General features: G+C 59.4%; 13 protein-coding genes. 10 read left to right on the top strand and 3 right to left on the bottom strand.

What is annotated here, in order from left to right; all coding sequences use genetic code 11:
* The first annotated feature begins 51 nt into the window (after positions 1 to 51).
* Positions 52 to 480 (top strand): hypothetical protein, encoded by a 429-nt coding sequence (locus tag ACYQ6M_RS10315; protein ID WP_055659195.1) that lies wholly within the window; start codon positions 52 to 54, stop codon positions 478 to 480.
* Between the two features lie 85 nt (positions 481 to 565).
* On the opposite strand, the gene ACYQ6M_RS10310 is transcribed toward ACYQ6M_RS10315, so the two are convergent.
* Positions 566 to 1,690, bottom strand: a complete 1,125-nt coding sequence (locus ACYQ6M_RS10310; RefSeq protein WP_460073648.1) for a Gfo/Idh/MocA family protein — start codon at positions 1,688 to 1,690, stop codon at positions 566 to 568.
* Between the two features lie 35 nt (positions 1,691 to 1,725).
* Positions 1,726 to 2,436, bottom strand: coding sequence for a GntR family transcriptional regulator (locus tag ACYQ6M_RS10305; RefSeq protein ID WP_055659191.1), 711 nt, complete (start codon positions 2,434 to 2,436; stop codon positions 1,726 to 1,728).
* Positions 2,437 to 2,626: 190 nt separating this feature from the next.
* Between ACYQ6M_RS10305 and ACYQ6M_RS10300 the strand changes: the two genes are divergently transcribed.
* The 6 genes from ACYQ6M_RS10300 (at position 2,627) to ACYQ6M_RS10275 (ending at position 8,516) form a co-directional block, all read left to right on the top strand.
* A complete protein-coding gene (locus ACYQ6M_RS10300) occupies positions 2,627 to 3,781 on the top strand; it encodes an LLM class flavin-dependent oxidoreductase (RefSeq protein WP_055659188.1) in 1,155 nt (384 codons plus the stop codon).
* Positions 3,781 to 4,671 (top strand): aldo/keto reductase, encoded by an 891-nt coding sequence (locus ACYQ6M_RS10295; protein ID WP_460073645.1) that lies wholly within the window; start codon positions 3,781 to 3,783, stop codon positions 4,669 to 4,671. The genes ACYQ6M_RS10300 and ACYQ6M_RS10295 overlap by 1 nt, the downstream gene beginning before the upstream one ends.
* Positions 4,671 to 5,186 (top strand): flavin reductase family protein, encoded by a 516-nt coding sequence (locus tag ACYQ6M_RS10290; protein ID WP_023000209.1) that lies wholly within the window; start codon positions 4,671 to 4,673, stop codon positions 5,184 to 5,186. Before ACYQ6M_RS10295 ends, ACYQ6M_RS10290 begins: the two co-directional genes overlap by 1 nt.
* A 160-nt stretch (positions 5,187 to 5,346) precedes the next feature.
* On the top strand, positions 5,347 to 5,937 hold the full coding sequence (locus ACYQ6M_RS10285; RefSeq protein WP_460073643.1) for a TRAP transporter small permease: 591 nt from the start codon (positions 5,347 to 5,349) through the stop codon (positions 5,935 to 5,937).
* The gene (locus ACYQ6M_RS10280; protein WP_209168940.1) at positions 5,937 to 7,430 is read left to right on the top strand and encodes a TRAP transporter large permease; all 1,494 of its coding nucleotides are present in this window, start codon (positions 5,937 to 5,939) and stop codon (positions 7,428 to 7,430) included. Before ACYQ6M_RS10285 ends, ACYQ6M_RS10280 begins: the two co-directional genes overlap by 1 nt.
* Positions 7,431 to 7,457: 27 nt before the next feature.
* Entirely contained in the window at positions 7,458 to 8,516 is a 1,059-nt protein-coding gene (locus tag ACYQ6M_RS10275; RefSeq protein ID WP_460073641.1) for a TRAP transporter substrate-binding protein, read from the top strand.
* Between the two features lie 213 nt (positions 8,517 to 8,729).
* On the opposite strand, the gene ACYQ6M_RS10270 is transcribed toward ACYQ6M_RS10275, so the two are convergent.
* Positions 8,730 to 9,212 carry a tetratricopeptide repeat protein gene (locus ACYQ6M_RS10270; protein ID WP_023000214.1) on the bottom strand — a complete coding sequence of 161 codons (483 nt, stop codon included), beginning with the start codon at positions 9,210 to 9,212 and terminating at the stop codon, positions 8,730 to 8,732.
* Positions 9,213 to 9,215: 3 nt separating this feature from the next.
* On the opposite strand from ACYQ6M_RS10270, the gene ACYQ6M_RS10265 reads away from it, so the two are divergent.
* The 3 genes from ACYQ6M_RS10265 (at position 9,216) to metG (ending at position 13,258) form a co-directional block, all read left to right on the top strand.
* Positions 9,216 to 10,532 carry a cytochrome-c peroxidase gene (locus tag ACYQ6M_RS10265; RefSeq protein ID WP_460073639.1) on the top strand — a complete coding sequence of 439 codons (1,317 nt, stop codon included), beginning with the start codon at positions 9,216 to 9,218 and terminating at the stop codon, positions 10,530 to 10,532.
* A 26-nt stretch (positions 10,533 to 10,558) separates the two neighbouring features.
* Positions 10,559 to 11,554, top strand: coding sequence for a YeiH family protein (locus tag ACYQ6M_RS10260; RefSeq protein WP_460073637.1), 996 nt, complete (start codon positions 10,559 to 10,561; stop codon positions 11,552 to 11,554).
* A 183-nt stretch (positions 11,555 to 11,737) separates the two neighbouring features.
* Complete coding sequence (metG, locus tag ACYQ6M_RS10255; protein WP_460073635.1) at positions 11,738 to 13,258, top strand: methionine--tRNA ligase; 1,521 nt, start codon at positions 11,738 to 11,740, stop codon at positions 13,256 to 13,258.
* The last annotated feature ends 76 nt before the right edge of the window (positions 13,259 to 13,334 follow it).

The raw sequence follows: 13,334 nt of genomic DNA, 5'->3' as shown, positions 1-13,334 counted from the left end.
TCCGCAAGATCACGTTGAAAAAAACTGCATTTCGACCAGGAGTTTAAGGGAATGGTGAAGCGTTACGCTCTGGCAGCCGTATTGGCGGGCTTGGTCTCGATCGGCTCTTTCCCGTTCGCTGCTCCGCAGAAAGCCTGGGCAGAGATATTTTATTGCCAGAGCACGCGCACACCCAACGGCAGCGAGCCCTACTGCAACTTTATGCTTTTCGACAAGGCCTTCACCCGCCACATGCAGGTGATCGTTGCCCAGGGCGCGCGGCGGGACGTGGCCGTGAACGGCCGCTACGACGTCTTCTGCGTCCTGGTGCAAAACCACAGGAACGTGCCGGACAATTTCGCCTACCGGAAACAGCAGTGCAAGAAGTCGGACACGGGCCGAGAATACCAGGTGCCGATCCGCGCCATCAACCTGCGGCGCGGACGGGATGGCTTCAGTTCCAACAACGTGCAGTCCCTGTTGCCGAAGGAACGCTGGTAGCCCTTTCTCGTCTGCCGGACTGGCAAGAAAAAAGCCGGCACGACAAATGTCGTACCGGCCAGGTTTCCAGAGGAAAATCGTCTTGTCAGCAGGCGACGGAGGAAAGCGCCTGAGATCGTAGCGTCACGGACTGACCCGTACGGGCAGACTGCTGTGCCGCCAACCCCATTTCCACTGCCTGCCATCCGTCTTCAAGCGTCACTTCAGGTGCCGACTTTTCACCGCGTACGACAGCCACGAAGCCTTCGTGCTGATAGAATGTCGAGCCGTTGTGGTCGCCTGCATCGAGGATCATCGGGTCAACCGGAATATCGATCTGGCGCGGTCCCTTCGGGTACCTGGGCGACACGACAAGCTGAGGCACTGGCGGCTCGCCGAGGTGTTCTGGCCAGAAGCGTCCGGGACCCGGCACGAAGGCTTCGATCTTGCCTTCCGGGCCAACGGCCGACACTTCTTCCTGGTAGCGGGAGCCTTCGGCAAACATGCAAAGTTCCAGCATGGCCCGAGCACCGTTTTCGAAGTCGACGATCACATAGCCATTGTCGAGTATGTCCGGCTGCTCGCCATTGTAGACCTCGTCCTTGTGGTTGGCATCCTGGCCGGCCGACGCCATCACGCGGACTGGTTCGCATTGCATGATCAGCCGCATGAGATCGAAGAAATGGCAACACTTTTCAACGAATGTACCACCGGAGTAGCGGTTGAACCGGTTCCATGCGCCGACCTTGTCGAGGAAGGGAAAACGGTGCTCGCGGATGGTCAGCATCTTGATGCCGCCAGTGGCTGTTTCCGCCTGCTCGATCAACGCCGCGATCGGCGGCATGTAGCGGTACTCCATCGCCACCCACACGGGCGCCGGATAGGACGCCTTGAAAGCCTCCAGCTCGGCAACATCCTTGGGATCGGTGAAGAGAGGTTTTTCGACGAGAAGCGGCAACGGGCGCTTGCGGCGGATTTCTTCCATCTGCGGCACATGGCAGTGGTTTGGACTGGCAATCAGGATGCAGTCCAGTTCGTCCACTTCCAGCAGTTCCGAAACGGAATTGGCAAATCGCGCAAGAGGCGCAAATCTTGCGGCCGCTTCCGCCATTCCGGCGTCCGGCTCGAAGATCACCGTTACTTCGGTGTCCGGCAGGAGTGCGATGTTGCGCAGGTGCTCCTGCCCCATCATCCCACAGCCAATGACACCATATCTTACCTTTGCAGGCATTCAGTCCTCCATGCGCGGTGGCATTTCTCGTCCACCTATTTCAAGCGCTGCACGTAATGCGCCCGGTCCGTGTCGAACCAGGTTCGCGAATATTCGACCGGCTTGGGGCGATCCGCCCAGCTGAACCGTTCGACAAAGCCTGTGAGAGTACCCGGCGTCTTCTGAAAGAGTTCCGGCGTCCAGTCCGGCAGCGCACGGATGGTCACCCGGTCTTCTGCACGCACGATCCAGAACCCGAGGTGTTTCTGGTAAAAGCGATAAAGCGAGTCCGACAGAAGCTCGCGCCGCACAAATCCCGCGTCGCCGTCGAGCCAGATTTCCTCCACCGCGATCATCACATCGTTGAGAAACCTCAGCCGGCGGATACGGGTGCCTTCGGCGCTGGTACCGAAAAGCGGCAGATCGTCCGGCTTGTCCAGGCGCTTTACGTCCAGAATATCCGCGCGAGGCAGACCACCTCCGGTCAGGAGTTCCAGACGGAACATGGCGTAGACGCTCTCATGCGTGCCGCCCTGCCGTATGTAGTTTCCCGACCCCTGGATCCGCTCGAGTAAGCCTTTCTGCGTAAGGTCGGCGAGTGCCTTGCGAAGGGTTCCGATGGAGATGCCAAGCTCCTCCGCCATGTCCCTTTCAGGCGGCAGCCGCTCTCCGTCGATCAGCCGCCCGGCCGCGATATCCCTGATCAAAAGCTCGCTTATCTGCACATATAACGGCAGCGCGGTAGAGGTTTGCGAGGCGGTTGGCATGGCGGTTCGAAGGTCTCGTTTTCAAAATTGATACACTATTGATTTACATCAAAACGGGTGATATGCAAGAAGAAATCGAAGGCAGAATGAAGCCATTCGAAAACAAACGAAAATAGCGAAACCTCAATCGCGCCCATGTCGGCGCATGCGGGTTTCGCTATTCGACAAGATGGTCCAAGGGAGGCACTTCATGACCGTAGTCCCAGTCACGTCACCGGATCTTGATGCAGCGGAGGTATCCTGGTTCGCCGCATTGTGTTCCGACGACTATCAGTTTCTGGGCGTACCCGAAGGCCACCTGCGTTCCTCTTGGGAGCATTGCTCTTCGATCGTGAAAACAGCCGAGCAGCAGGGCTTTCGCAACATCCTGTGCCCGTCGTCCTACCAGGTGGGCCAGGACACACTGTCCTTCGTCGCCGGCTGCGCTCCGATCACCGACAAGATCAACCTGCTGGCAGCGGTTCGCTGCGGCGAGATGCAGCCGATCATGCTGGCGCGGACCATTGCCACGCTGGACCACATGCTCGAGGGCCGGTTGACGGTCAACATCATCTCGTCCGACTTTCCGGGCGAGCAAGCCGACAGCAGCTATCGCTACCAGCGTTCGCGGGAAGTGGTGGAGATCCTGAAGCAGGCCTGGACGCAGGACGAAATCAATTACGAAGGCCAGGTCTATAACTTCAAAGGCCTGACCACGGACCCCGCCCGGCCTTACCAGACCGGTGGCCCCCTGCTCTATTTCGGGGGTTATTCTCCGGATGCGCTGGACCTTTGCGGTCAGCATTGCGACGTCTACCTGATGTGGCCGGAAAAGATCGAGGAACTGGAAGGCCGCATGAAGGCGGTCAACGCGGTCGCCGAGAAATACGACCGCACCCTCGACTATGGCCTGCGCGTGCACATGATCGTGCGCGACACGGAAAAGGAAGCGCAGGAATACGCGGACTATATCGTCTCCAAACTTGACGAGACCCAGGGAACCGCCATTCGCGAACGGGCACTGGATGCCAAGTCGCTGGGGGTGAGCCACCAGGCCAAGAACCGCGAGATCGCCGATGAATTCGGTTACATCGAACCGAACCTGTGGACGGGTGTCGGCCGGGCGCGGTCCGGTTGCGGGGCAGCGCTGGTCGGGTCAACCGATCAGGTGATGTCCAAGATCGAGGCCTATCAGAAGATGGGCATTCGTGCCTTCATCTTCTCAGGCTATCCGCACCTGGAAGAAGCCAGGCATTTCGGGTCCAGGGTCCTGCCGAATCTGAAGACATGTTCCCTGCCGCACGCCTATGGTCGTGTACCGGCTCAAACGCCGGCAACCCCGCTTGGCCAAGGAGTGCGCCGCTAATGGACCGCGTGAAACTTTCTGAAACCCTGGACTTCTCCCGGCTGATCTATGGCATGTGGCGCATCGGCGACGACAGCGACACGTCCCCCGCTTACGTGGAACGCAAGATCCAGACCTGTCTCGCCCAGGGCATCACAACCTTCGATCAGGCTGATATTTACGGCGGTTATGCCGCAGAGGCCGTGCTTGGCGGGGCGCTGAAGGCCAATCCGGCCCTGCGTGGTCAGATGGAAATCGTCACCAAATGCGACATCGTCGCGCCGATGGGACGGTATTCGGATGCCAGGGTGAAATACTACGACACGTCCCGATCTCACATCGAGAAGTCGGTCGAGTTCTCCCTCACGGAGATGGGCATCGAGACCATCGACCTGCTGCTGATCCATCGCCCGGACCCGCTGATGGATCATCACGAGACCGGCGCCGCGCTCGATGACCTGGTCAAGAGCGGCAAGGTGCGGAATGTCGGTGTCTCCAACTTCCGCCCCTGGGACTGGGAGCTGCTGCAGTCGGCGATGTCGAACCGGCTTGTGACCAACCAGATCGAGATCTCACTGAAGGAAATCGCGCCATTCACCAATGGCGACCTCGCGTTCCACCAGCGCCTCGGCACCCGGTTGATGGCATGGTCCCCCCTCGGTGGTGGCTCGCTGATTTCCGAAAGTGGCAAGCTTGGCACCGTAATGGACGAAATTGCTGCAGAGGCCGGTGTCGACCGGTCCGCAGTCGCGGTCGCCTTCCTTCTGGCTCATCCGGCGCAACTTTTGCCGGTCATGGGCACGAACAATCTGGAGCGCATTGCCCAGATCTCCGACGCGCTGAAAGTCAGCCTGGATCGCGAAACCTGGTACCGTCTTTACGAAGCGGCGCTTGGAACAGAGGTGCCCTGATGACCATGCAGAATGCCAATCATACCGTGACCTTCGAACCGGACGCCGATAACACCCGCCTCTTGCGGGATGCTTTCGGTCGATTTGCCACCGGTGTTACGGTGGTGACCACCGGTTCGGCCGACGGCCCCGTCGGCATTACAGCCAACAGCTTCTCATCCGTCTCCCTGGAACCGGCACTTGTACTGTGGATGCCGGACAAGGGATCGCGCAGGTTCAGGTATTTCGAAACGGCCGAACATTACGCCATTCATGTTCTCAGCAACGAACAGGCTGAAGTCTGCAACGGTTTCGTGCGCAATGCCCATGCTTTCGATCAGCTCACCTATACGATCGACGGCAACGGCGTGCCCCTGATCGAAAACTGTCTCGCCCGCTTCGAGTGCAAGCGCTTCACCGCCTATGAGGGCGGCGATCACCTGATCGTTCTTGGGCAGGTGTTGCAGGCCGAGATGCGTTCAGGCGAGGCCCTGACGTTTTATGCAGGCAAACTCGGACAAATCGCTCCAAAATAAGGGCGGAAAACGGGGCGGTGACCGGCCCGTTCTGGAGGAAAGTGAGAAGCCTTCTGTCTCAGGAGAACGCAGAAGACCGCTTCGCCACTTTTAACATGATCAGCTTCGCGGTTCTCATGTTCGCGCACATGAAGGCCGGTTGATCCAGGGAGGAGCCCGAATGGGCATTTTGCTGGCGGTTCTTGCACCGCTCGACTTCGTCAATTCGCTGCTGTTGCGAATTGGCCGGGGCATCGGCATTGTTGCCGTCGCCCTGATGGTGATCGCGATCCTGGTTCAGGTCGTGTTCCGCTATGTCTTCAACAATGCCCTGCCCTGGCCGGACGAAGCAGCCCGTTTCTGCATGCTCTGGATGACAGGTCTTATGGCACCAACAGCGTTCCGCAGAGGCGGTTTCGTTGCCATCGACATGTTCACCCATTCCCTGCCTCGCCTGCTGGGAAGCGCCATATCCCTGCTCCTTCTGCTTATTTCACTTGTGGTGCTCGTCGTTGCCCTGAAGATCGGCTTTTCGGAAGTCACCGGTTTCGGAGGTCGTTTCGCAACCGCCTCGCTTTATGTTCCGGGCAACCTTTCCTTCAGCGAATGGATCCGCGTGCCGCGCAGCTGGATGATGGCTTCCATCCTCGTCGGCGTATTCCTGCTGACGCTCGTCAACGTCGAGCTGATCCTGCGCAACATCATCGCCAGCTTCGGTGGCGCCGACCGCATGCCGGTCATTCCCGATCCCGACATGGCAGGAGCTGACTGATGCTGATCTGGTTCCTTCCCGTCTTCCTCGTCTTCTTGCTGATCGGACTGCCTGTCTTCTTCGGCCTTCTGGCGGCCCCTGGCCTGTTGCTCTGGCTGAACGGCCAGGAAAAAGACATCACGCTGCTTTACCGCAACGTCTACAACGGCATGGACAGTTTTCCTCTGATGGCGATTCCGTTTTTCATGCTCGCAGGCGAGCTGATGAACAAGGGCGGCATCACCATGCGGCTGGTCGAGTTCAGCCAGGCCCTGATGGGACATCTGCGCGGCGGCCTTGCTCATGTGAACATCCTGTCGTCGATGCTGTTTGCAGGCCTATCCGGTTCCGCTGTTGCCGATACCTCCGCACTCGGATCCATGCTGATCCCGGCAATGGAGAAGCAGGGTTACACAAGGCGTTTTGCTGCGGCAATCACCGCTGCGAGTTCCGTCATCGGGCCGATCATTCCGCCGTCGGGCATCATGATCATCTATGCCTATGTGATGGGCGAGAGCGTTGCCGCGCTGTTCCTGGCCGGTATCGTACCCGGCATCATGGTCGGCATCGGCCTGATGCTGATGGTCAAGGTCATGGCCAACAAGTACGACCTTCCCAAAGCACAGAGGATCGTCAACCCCGGCCAAACCATGGCACCGGTGGAATACTGGTTCTCCTTCATTGTGCTGAGGGCAAACCTGGCTGCCCTCTTCACGGTGATCGCGGACCTTGTGATCAACCTGACCGGGGTCGCTTCCCTTTCAACGACGACTTCCTTCATCCTCTTCGCGGTCTTCCTGGCGGTTTCCCATGTGCTCTTGTGGAAGCTCAGAAGTGCTGTCTCGGAGGATTTTCGGGTCGTGTGCAAGAAAGCAGTTGCTCCGCTTCAGACGCCGATCATCATTCTCGGCGGCATTCTGCTGGGGGTCTTCACGCCAACGGAAGCGGCCGCGGTCGCAGTTGCCTACGCGCTGGTTATCGGCTTCTTCGTTCTGCACTCCATCAAGGTCTCCGAGATCCCGGGTGTCCTGAACAGGGCTGGCATAACCTCAGCAGTGGTGCTTCTCCTGGTCGGTGCGGCGATGGCCTTCAAGACCGTCGTCAGCCTCAGCCACGCTCCCGAAATCATGGCGGAGTTCGTTCTCACGCTGTCGGAGAACCCGCTGATCCTGCTGTTCCTGATCAACCTGCTGCTCTTCGTTGTCGGCATGTTCCTGGATGCAGGCCCTGCCATCATCATTCTCGGCCCCATTCTCGGACCGATCTTCGTCAACCTTGGCGTCGATCCGATCCATTTCGCCATCATCATGAGCGTCAACCTGACCATCGGCCTGGCAACGCCGCCCATGGGACTGGTGCTCTTCGTTGCGGCTTCGGTTTCAAGAGAACGGGTTGAAACCATTGCCAAAGCCATCCTGCCGTTTCTGGCGGTGGAAATCGCGGTGATCTTCCTGATCACCTACATTCCGGCACTTTCGATGACGATCCCGCGTCTGACCGGATTTGCCAACTGATCCTGAGCTTTCTAAGGGAGGAACCTAATGCTCAAAACTGCACTGAAAACGCTCACCGTCGCGGCGATGCTTGCCGGATCGTCGCTGAGCGCGCTTGCCGCGGACTACACGCTGCGCGCAACCGCCAATTCCAACGAAAACGACGAAGACTACGACGGTCTTGTCGTTTTCAAGAACTTCGTTGAGGCCGCTTCCAACGGTGCCATCGAGGTCGAACTGTTCATCGGCACGCAGCTTTGCTCCAACGGCGCCGAATGCCTTCAGGGCATTTCCGACGGTGCGATCGACATCTACATTTCCACCTCCGGCGGCGCGGCGGGCATTTTCCCGTATGTCCAGGTTCTCGACCTGCCCTACATGATGAGCGACGACAGGATTGCGGAGCATGTCCTGTCCGGCGAATTCACCCGCAGCATGCGCACGATGGCACTGGAAGATTCCGGTGACACCATCCGCCTGATGACCATCGGCAACACCGGCGGCTGGCGCAACTTCGCCAACACCAAGCATCGCGTCGCCAAGCCGGAAGACCTCAAGGGCCTGAAGATCCGCACCGTGGTGGCCGACCTGCCGCAGGAACTGGTCAAGGCACTTGGTGCTGCTCCGACGCCGATCCCGTGGCCGGAACTGTTCACCTCGCTTCAGACCGGCGTTGTCGAAGGTTCCAAGAACGGCATCACCGACATCATGGGCATGAAGTTCCCCGATGCCGGTCTTCAGTATGTCACTCTCGACGGGCATGCCTACATGGGCGCGCTGTGGTGGATGAACAACGAGAAGTTCCTGTCCATGCCGGAAGACCTTCGCCGCGTCGTGGTGGACGGTTTCTATGCCCTGCAGCAGGCAACCTTCGCCTCACCGAAGCGCAAGTCGATCAAGGCTTATGAGGACTTCGTGGCCGGTGGCGGCGATCTCTACGTCCCGACCCCGGAAGAAAAGGCAGCCTTCAAGGAAGCAGCCGCTCCGGTCTATGACTGGTTCAAGGGCAATGTCGGACGCGGCGGCGAGATCTTCGGCGCCCTGGAAGAAGCCGTGGCTGCGGCCGAAGCCGACATCAACGCCAATCGCTCTGCCGATCTGAACTGACGAAACACTGTGTCACGCCTTGCCACTGCAGGGCGTGACACATCCCAGCACATGCACCGGTCCGGAACCGCGCCTGCCGTAAACTGGACAGGGATCGGCACACGTCCCATGGTGAAGCCGTGGGAGACCCGGGAGAGCCAGAACTCAATGGTCCGGTCCGCCCAGCACTCGATCACGCGAGTTCTGTGCCGATCAGGAACGAACCGCCCGCTTTCAATTGAACGGATACATCCAGACCTTGTAATCACCGACCAGGATATGCGCCTTCTCAATCTCGTCTTTGGTCATCTTCTTGACCACCTCTTCCAGAGAGATCGCAGCGTCGGGGTCCCCCCCGATGGCAGAGAGCGTGTACCACATGTAAGCCCGCACGAGATCCGGAGCCGGCATGCCCCGACCCACCTCATAGTACCAGCCGACACCAGACTGGGCACCCGGATGCCCCTTCATCGCACTTCTGAGATACCACTCGAACGCGCGCTGGTCGTCGCGCTCGACACCCAGCCCCATAGCGTACATCACGCCGATAAGCTCTTCGGCGTCCGCGTTGCCGGACCGTGCCGCCGGCCAAAGTTCCTTCATCGCCTCTTCGTAGCGATTGGCCTCCATCAGGTCGCGCGCGGCTTCGATTTCGGCCTGAGCAGAACTCGTGCACAACACAAGAGCAAAAAGAGCGGCGGTCAGCGTGGTTTTCATGTGTTGCGGTTGCTCCCTCTGGTCTTCGGCTTGTCGGCACCGGCGATTGCTTCCGAATTGCCACCGCCCTTGAAGGAAGACGATTTCATCGCCTTCGACAGAAAGCAGGCAGCCCTCGGCCAGTTGCTTTTTTACGACAAGATCCTCTCCGGCAACAGGAATATTGCTTGCGCCACATGCCACCACCCGACCCTTGGCACCGGAGACCGGTTGTCGCTCGGCATCGGCGAAGGCGGCGAAGGGTTGGGGCTCAAGCGGGTTGCCGGAACCGGTGACAGCCGCATTAAGAAACGGATTCCGCGAAACGCTCCAGGTCTTTGGAACTTGGGAGCAAAAGAGCTCCACGTCCTGTTTCATGACGGCCGCCTGTCGATTGCCGACACCTTCGAAAACGGCTTCAATTCGCCTGCGGAAGAATGGCTGCCCACGGGCTTCAATTCTCTGCTCGCCGCCCAGGCTGTCTTTCCGGTGACGGCCCAGTTCGAGATGGCGGGCAATCCGAAGGAAAACGAGATCGCCGGGGCCATTTACGATCGCATCGACAACGCCTGGCCGATCCTTGCCAAACGCGTCCGCATCATTCCGGAATATGGCCGCCTGTTTGTCGAGGCGTTCGATCATGTCGACGCTCCGGAAGCGGTCACGATCGTTGAAATCGCAAATGCGCTGGCAGCTTTCCAGGCAATTGAATGGCAGAGCTTCGACAGCCCGTTCGACGCGTATCTCGCCGGTAACGAAAGTGCTCTGGGTCCGGCCCAGAAGCGCGGTCTCGATCTCTTCTATGGCAAGGCCGGGTGCTCCTCCTGTCATTCGGGCAAACTGCTCAGCGATCAGAAGTTCCACGCCCTGGGCCTGCCTCCCTTTGGTCCTGGCCGCACCCGCAGCTTCGATCCGATGGTTCGCGATGTCGGCGTGATGGGAGAAACCGACCGCCTGGAAGATGCCTATCGGTTCCGGACCCCGATGCTGCGCAATGTCGAGCTGACTGCCCCTTACGGGCACAATGGCGCCTACCCCACGCTGGAGGGGATCATCCGGCATCATCTCGACCCCGATGGAATGCTGAAAGCCTGGACACCGGAAACCGCAGCCCTTCCACAAGCGCCCTGGCTGCAGGCGATCGATTTTATGGTCTGGAATGACGCTCGTGAGATGGCGCGTCAGGCCCGATTCAGGGATATTGAACCTCTCCCCCTTTCGGATGCGGAGATTGCCGATCTGGAGGCTTTCCTGAAAAGCCTGACCGGCACGCAGTCCGTCACGGCCCCGCCCTTCGGCATCCCTGCCACTGTCCCGAGCGGCCTTCCCGTCGACCGGTAAACATCAACAAGGACAAAGAACGTTTCATGGTTGCTCCATTGAAAGACCGGGCTAACCGGCTGTTCCCGGGTATTGCGATTGCCGGGCTTGTCGCCATCGCCGCGCAATTCCTCAACGAGCACTACGGGGCACCGGCCATGTTGATGGCCATCCTGCTTGGCATGCCGCTGAACTTCCTTTCGGAGGAACAGCGCACGGGCGAAGGCATTGCCTTTGCAGCCCGCACGCTGCTTCGTGTCGGCGTTGCCCTGCTCGGTGTCCGCATCAGTGTGGAAATGGTGCAGCAGCTGGGTCTGCCGTTTCTGCTTCTGGTGATCCTCGGCGTCCTGGTTACCATCGGCTTTTCCCTCTTGATCGGCGGGCTGTTCGGACGAGACAGGTTGTTTTCGTTTCTGACCGGTGGCGCGGTCGCCATTTGCGGAGCCTCCGCGGCCATGGCCATCGGCTCCATCCTGCCGAAACGCGAACATGCCGAACGCGATCTCGCCTTCACGGTGATTACCGTGACCGTCCTTTCCACACTGGCCATGATCTTCTATCCGATCCTCACCTCCTCCCTGGGCCTTTCCATGGACGCGACCGGTGTCTTCCTTGGCGGCACGATCCACGATGTTGCCCAGGTTGTCGGGGCCGGCTTCTCGATCTCCGAGGAAACCGGAGACCTTTCGACGCTGGTGAAGCTGATCCGCGTCACCATGCTGGCGCCCATCGTTCTGGTCGCGGCGCTCATCCTGCGCAAGAGTTCGGAGCCGGGAAGCGCCCGTCCTCCGATCATGCCGGCGTTTGTTGTCGCCTTCCTGGTGCTTGCCGCACTCAATTCCTTCGGCCTTATTCCGGACGTTGCCAAGGAGACGGCCGGACACGTTTCCCGCTGGGCGTTGCTGGCCGCCATTGCGGCAGTCGGCATGAAAACCTCGATCCCGAAACTGCTGGAAGTCGGCGGCCCGGCCATCTGGATGCTGGTCACGCAGACAGCGTTTCTGGCGCTCTTCGTTCTGGGCGGCATCTGGCTGATCGGCTGACCTTTCAATCGGCCTTGCCGCACCCCATATAACGAAGCAGAACCCCGGTCTTTTCAAAGGCCGGGGCTTTTCTTGTGCGGGCGAGTATGGAATATAGCTCGCACCTCTTTAGGCGGAACGGCAGATGCGCCGCAACAGGCCGGACCGGACTTGTTTCCGCCCAAACATTTCGAAAGCGTTTGGATGAAAAGCTACATCACCACCCCGATCTACTACGTCAACGGTTCTCCGCATATCGGTCACGCCTTCACGTCCGTGATGGCCGATATCCTGAAACGCAACCGACAGGCGCTGGGGTATGACATGATGCTGTCCACCGGCGTGGACGAGCACGGACAGAAGAACCAGGAAGCAGCGGAAAAAGAGGGAATGTCGGTTGAAGACTACCTCAACATGCGCTGTGCAGAATTCCGCGATGTCTTCGATCGTCTGGACGTGGCTTACGACTATTTCGTGCGCACCAGCCGCGAGGGCCACAAGACGGCCGTCGCTGGAATGGAGCAGTCGATCTTCGACAAGGATCTGATCGTCAAGAAGAACTACACCGGCACCTACTGCAAGGGCTGCGAGGAGTTCAAGAAGGAATCCGATCTGACCGAAGAGGGCCAGTGCCCGCTGCACCCGACAATGAAGGTGGAGCAGACGGAGGAAACCAACTACTTCCTGAAGATGGAACCGTTCCGCGAGCGCCTTCTGCAGCACATCGTCGAAAATCCGGACTTCGTGCAGCCCGAAGCGTTCAAGAACGAACTGAAGCAGATGCTGTCCGAACCGCTGGAAGATCTCTGTATCTCCCGGCCGAAGGCCCGTGTAACCCTGGGTATCGAACTGCCTTTCGACACTGACTTCGTCACCTATGTCTGGTTCGATGCGCTGGCGAACTACCTCACCAACATCAACTGGCCGGAAGCAGGCTACGAGAGCTGGTGGGCGGAATGCGAGCACCTGATCGGCAAGGATATTCTCAAGCCGCATGGGGTCTACTGGCCGATCATGCTGATGGCCGCCGGTCTGCCGCTGCCGAAGAAGCTGTCCGTCCACAGTCACTGGGTTGGTGCGGGCGGCGTGAAGATGTCGAAGTCCATCGGCAACGTCGTCGATCCGATCGAGGTCATCGAGAAGCTGGGCGTCGACGCCTTGCGCTGGTACCTCGCCCGGCACATGCGTGCGGACAGCGACAGCCAGATTTCGGTCGACTTCATCACCCAGTCCTACAACACGGAACTGGGCAACAAGATCGGCAACCTGCTGTCGCGGGCGGCCAAGTTCTCCAAGGCCCGTTTTGACGGCAAACTGCCGGCACCGGGTCCGCTGTCAGCCGAGGACGAAGCGATCCGCAAGTCCGTGCTTGAAGCCACCAAGGGCATGGGCGAATGGGTCAACCTTGCTGAAATCCCGGCTCGCATGCAGTCGATCATCACCGTCGCCGACGAGATGAACAACTACTTCGCCGAGCAGGCTCCCTGGGATCTCATCAAGAACGAGGAGACCCGCGAGCGTTGCCAGACGGTGATCTACGTGACGCTGGACTGCCTGCGCGTCGTCATGGAAGCGCTGACACAGGTCATCCCTGCATCTGCCGGGAAGGCTCTTGCCATGCTGAACGCACCGGCTGTCGCCTGCCCGTGGAAGCCGGAACTTGACCGGCTGGAAGGCAATAGCGATCTCGGCGAAATCGAGACACTTTATCCGCGGGTTCAGTAAGCCCGTCACGGCTTGATCAAAAAAATGAAGCGCCCCTGCTCGGGGTGCTTCAGATAACCAATCGCGCGGAACGCGA

It is taken from the genome of Roseibium sp. ROS1, assembly GCF_054658215.1.
Note: the sequence above shows the minus strand (reverse complement) of the source record. Positions and strands in the feature narration are given on the sequence as shown.

What these genes read in the sequence shown, in the direction of transcription:
- ACYQ6M_RS10315 (WP_055659195.1), top strand. Translation starts at nt 52, where the DNA reads ATGGTGAAGCGTTACGCTCTGGCAGCCGTATTGGCGGGCTTGGTCTCG.
- ACYQ6M_RS10310 (WP_460073648.1), bottom strand. Translation starts at nt 1,690, where the DNA reads ATGCCTGCAAAGGTAAGATATGGTGTCATTGGCTGTGGGATGATGGGG.
- ACYQ6M_RS10305 (WP_055659191.1), bottom strand. Translation starts at nt 2,436, where the DNA reads ATGCCAACCGCCTCGCAAACCTCTACCGCGCTGCCGTTATATGTGCAG.
- ACYQ6M_RS10300 (WP_055659188.1), top strand. Translation starts at nt 2,627, where the DNA reads ATGACCGTAGTCCCAGTCACGTCACCGGATCTTGATGCAGCGGAGGTA.
- ACYQ6M_RS10295 (WP_460073645.1), top strand. Translation starts at nt 3,781, where the DNA reads ATGGACCGCGTGAAACTTTCTGAAACCCTGGACTTCTCCCGGCTGATC.
- ACYQ6M_RS10290 (WP_023000209.1), top strand. Translation starts at nt 4,671, where the DNA reads ATGACCATGCAGAATGCCAATCATACCGTGACCTTCGAACCGGACGCC.
- ACYQ6M_RS10285 (WP_460073643.1), top strand. Translation starts at nt 5,347, where the DNA reads ATGGGCATTTTGCTGGCGGTTCTTGCACCGCTCGACTTCGTCAATTCG.
- ACYQ6M_RS10280 (WP_209168940.1), top strand. Translation starts at nt 5,937, where the DNA reads ATGCTGATCTGGTTCCTTCCCGTCTTCCTCGTCTTCTTGCTGATCGGA.
- ACYQ6M_RS10275 (WP_460073641.1), top strand. Translation starts at nt 7,458, where the DNA reads ATGCTCAAAACTGCACTGAAAACGCTCACCGTCGCGGCGATGCTTGCC.
- ACYQ6M_RS10270 (WP_023000214.1), bottom strand. Translation starts at nt 9,212, where the DNA reads ATGAAAACCACGCTGACCGCCGCTCTTTTTGCTCTTGTGTTGTGCACG.
- ACYQ6M_RS10260 (WP_460073637.1), top strand. Translation starts at nt 10,559, where the DNA reads ATGGTTGCTCCATTGAAAGACCGGGCTAACCGGCTGTTCCCGGGTATT.
- metG (WP_460073635.1), top strand. Translation starts at nt 11,738, where the DNA reads ATGAAAAGCTACATCACCACCCCGATCTACTACGTCAACGGTTCTCCG.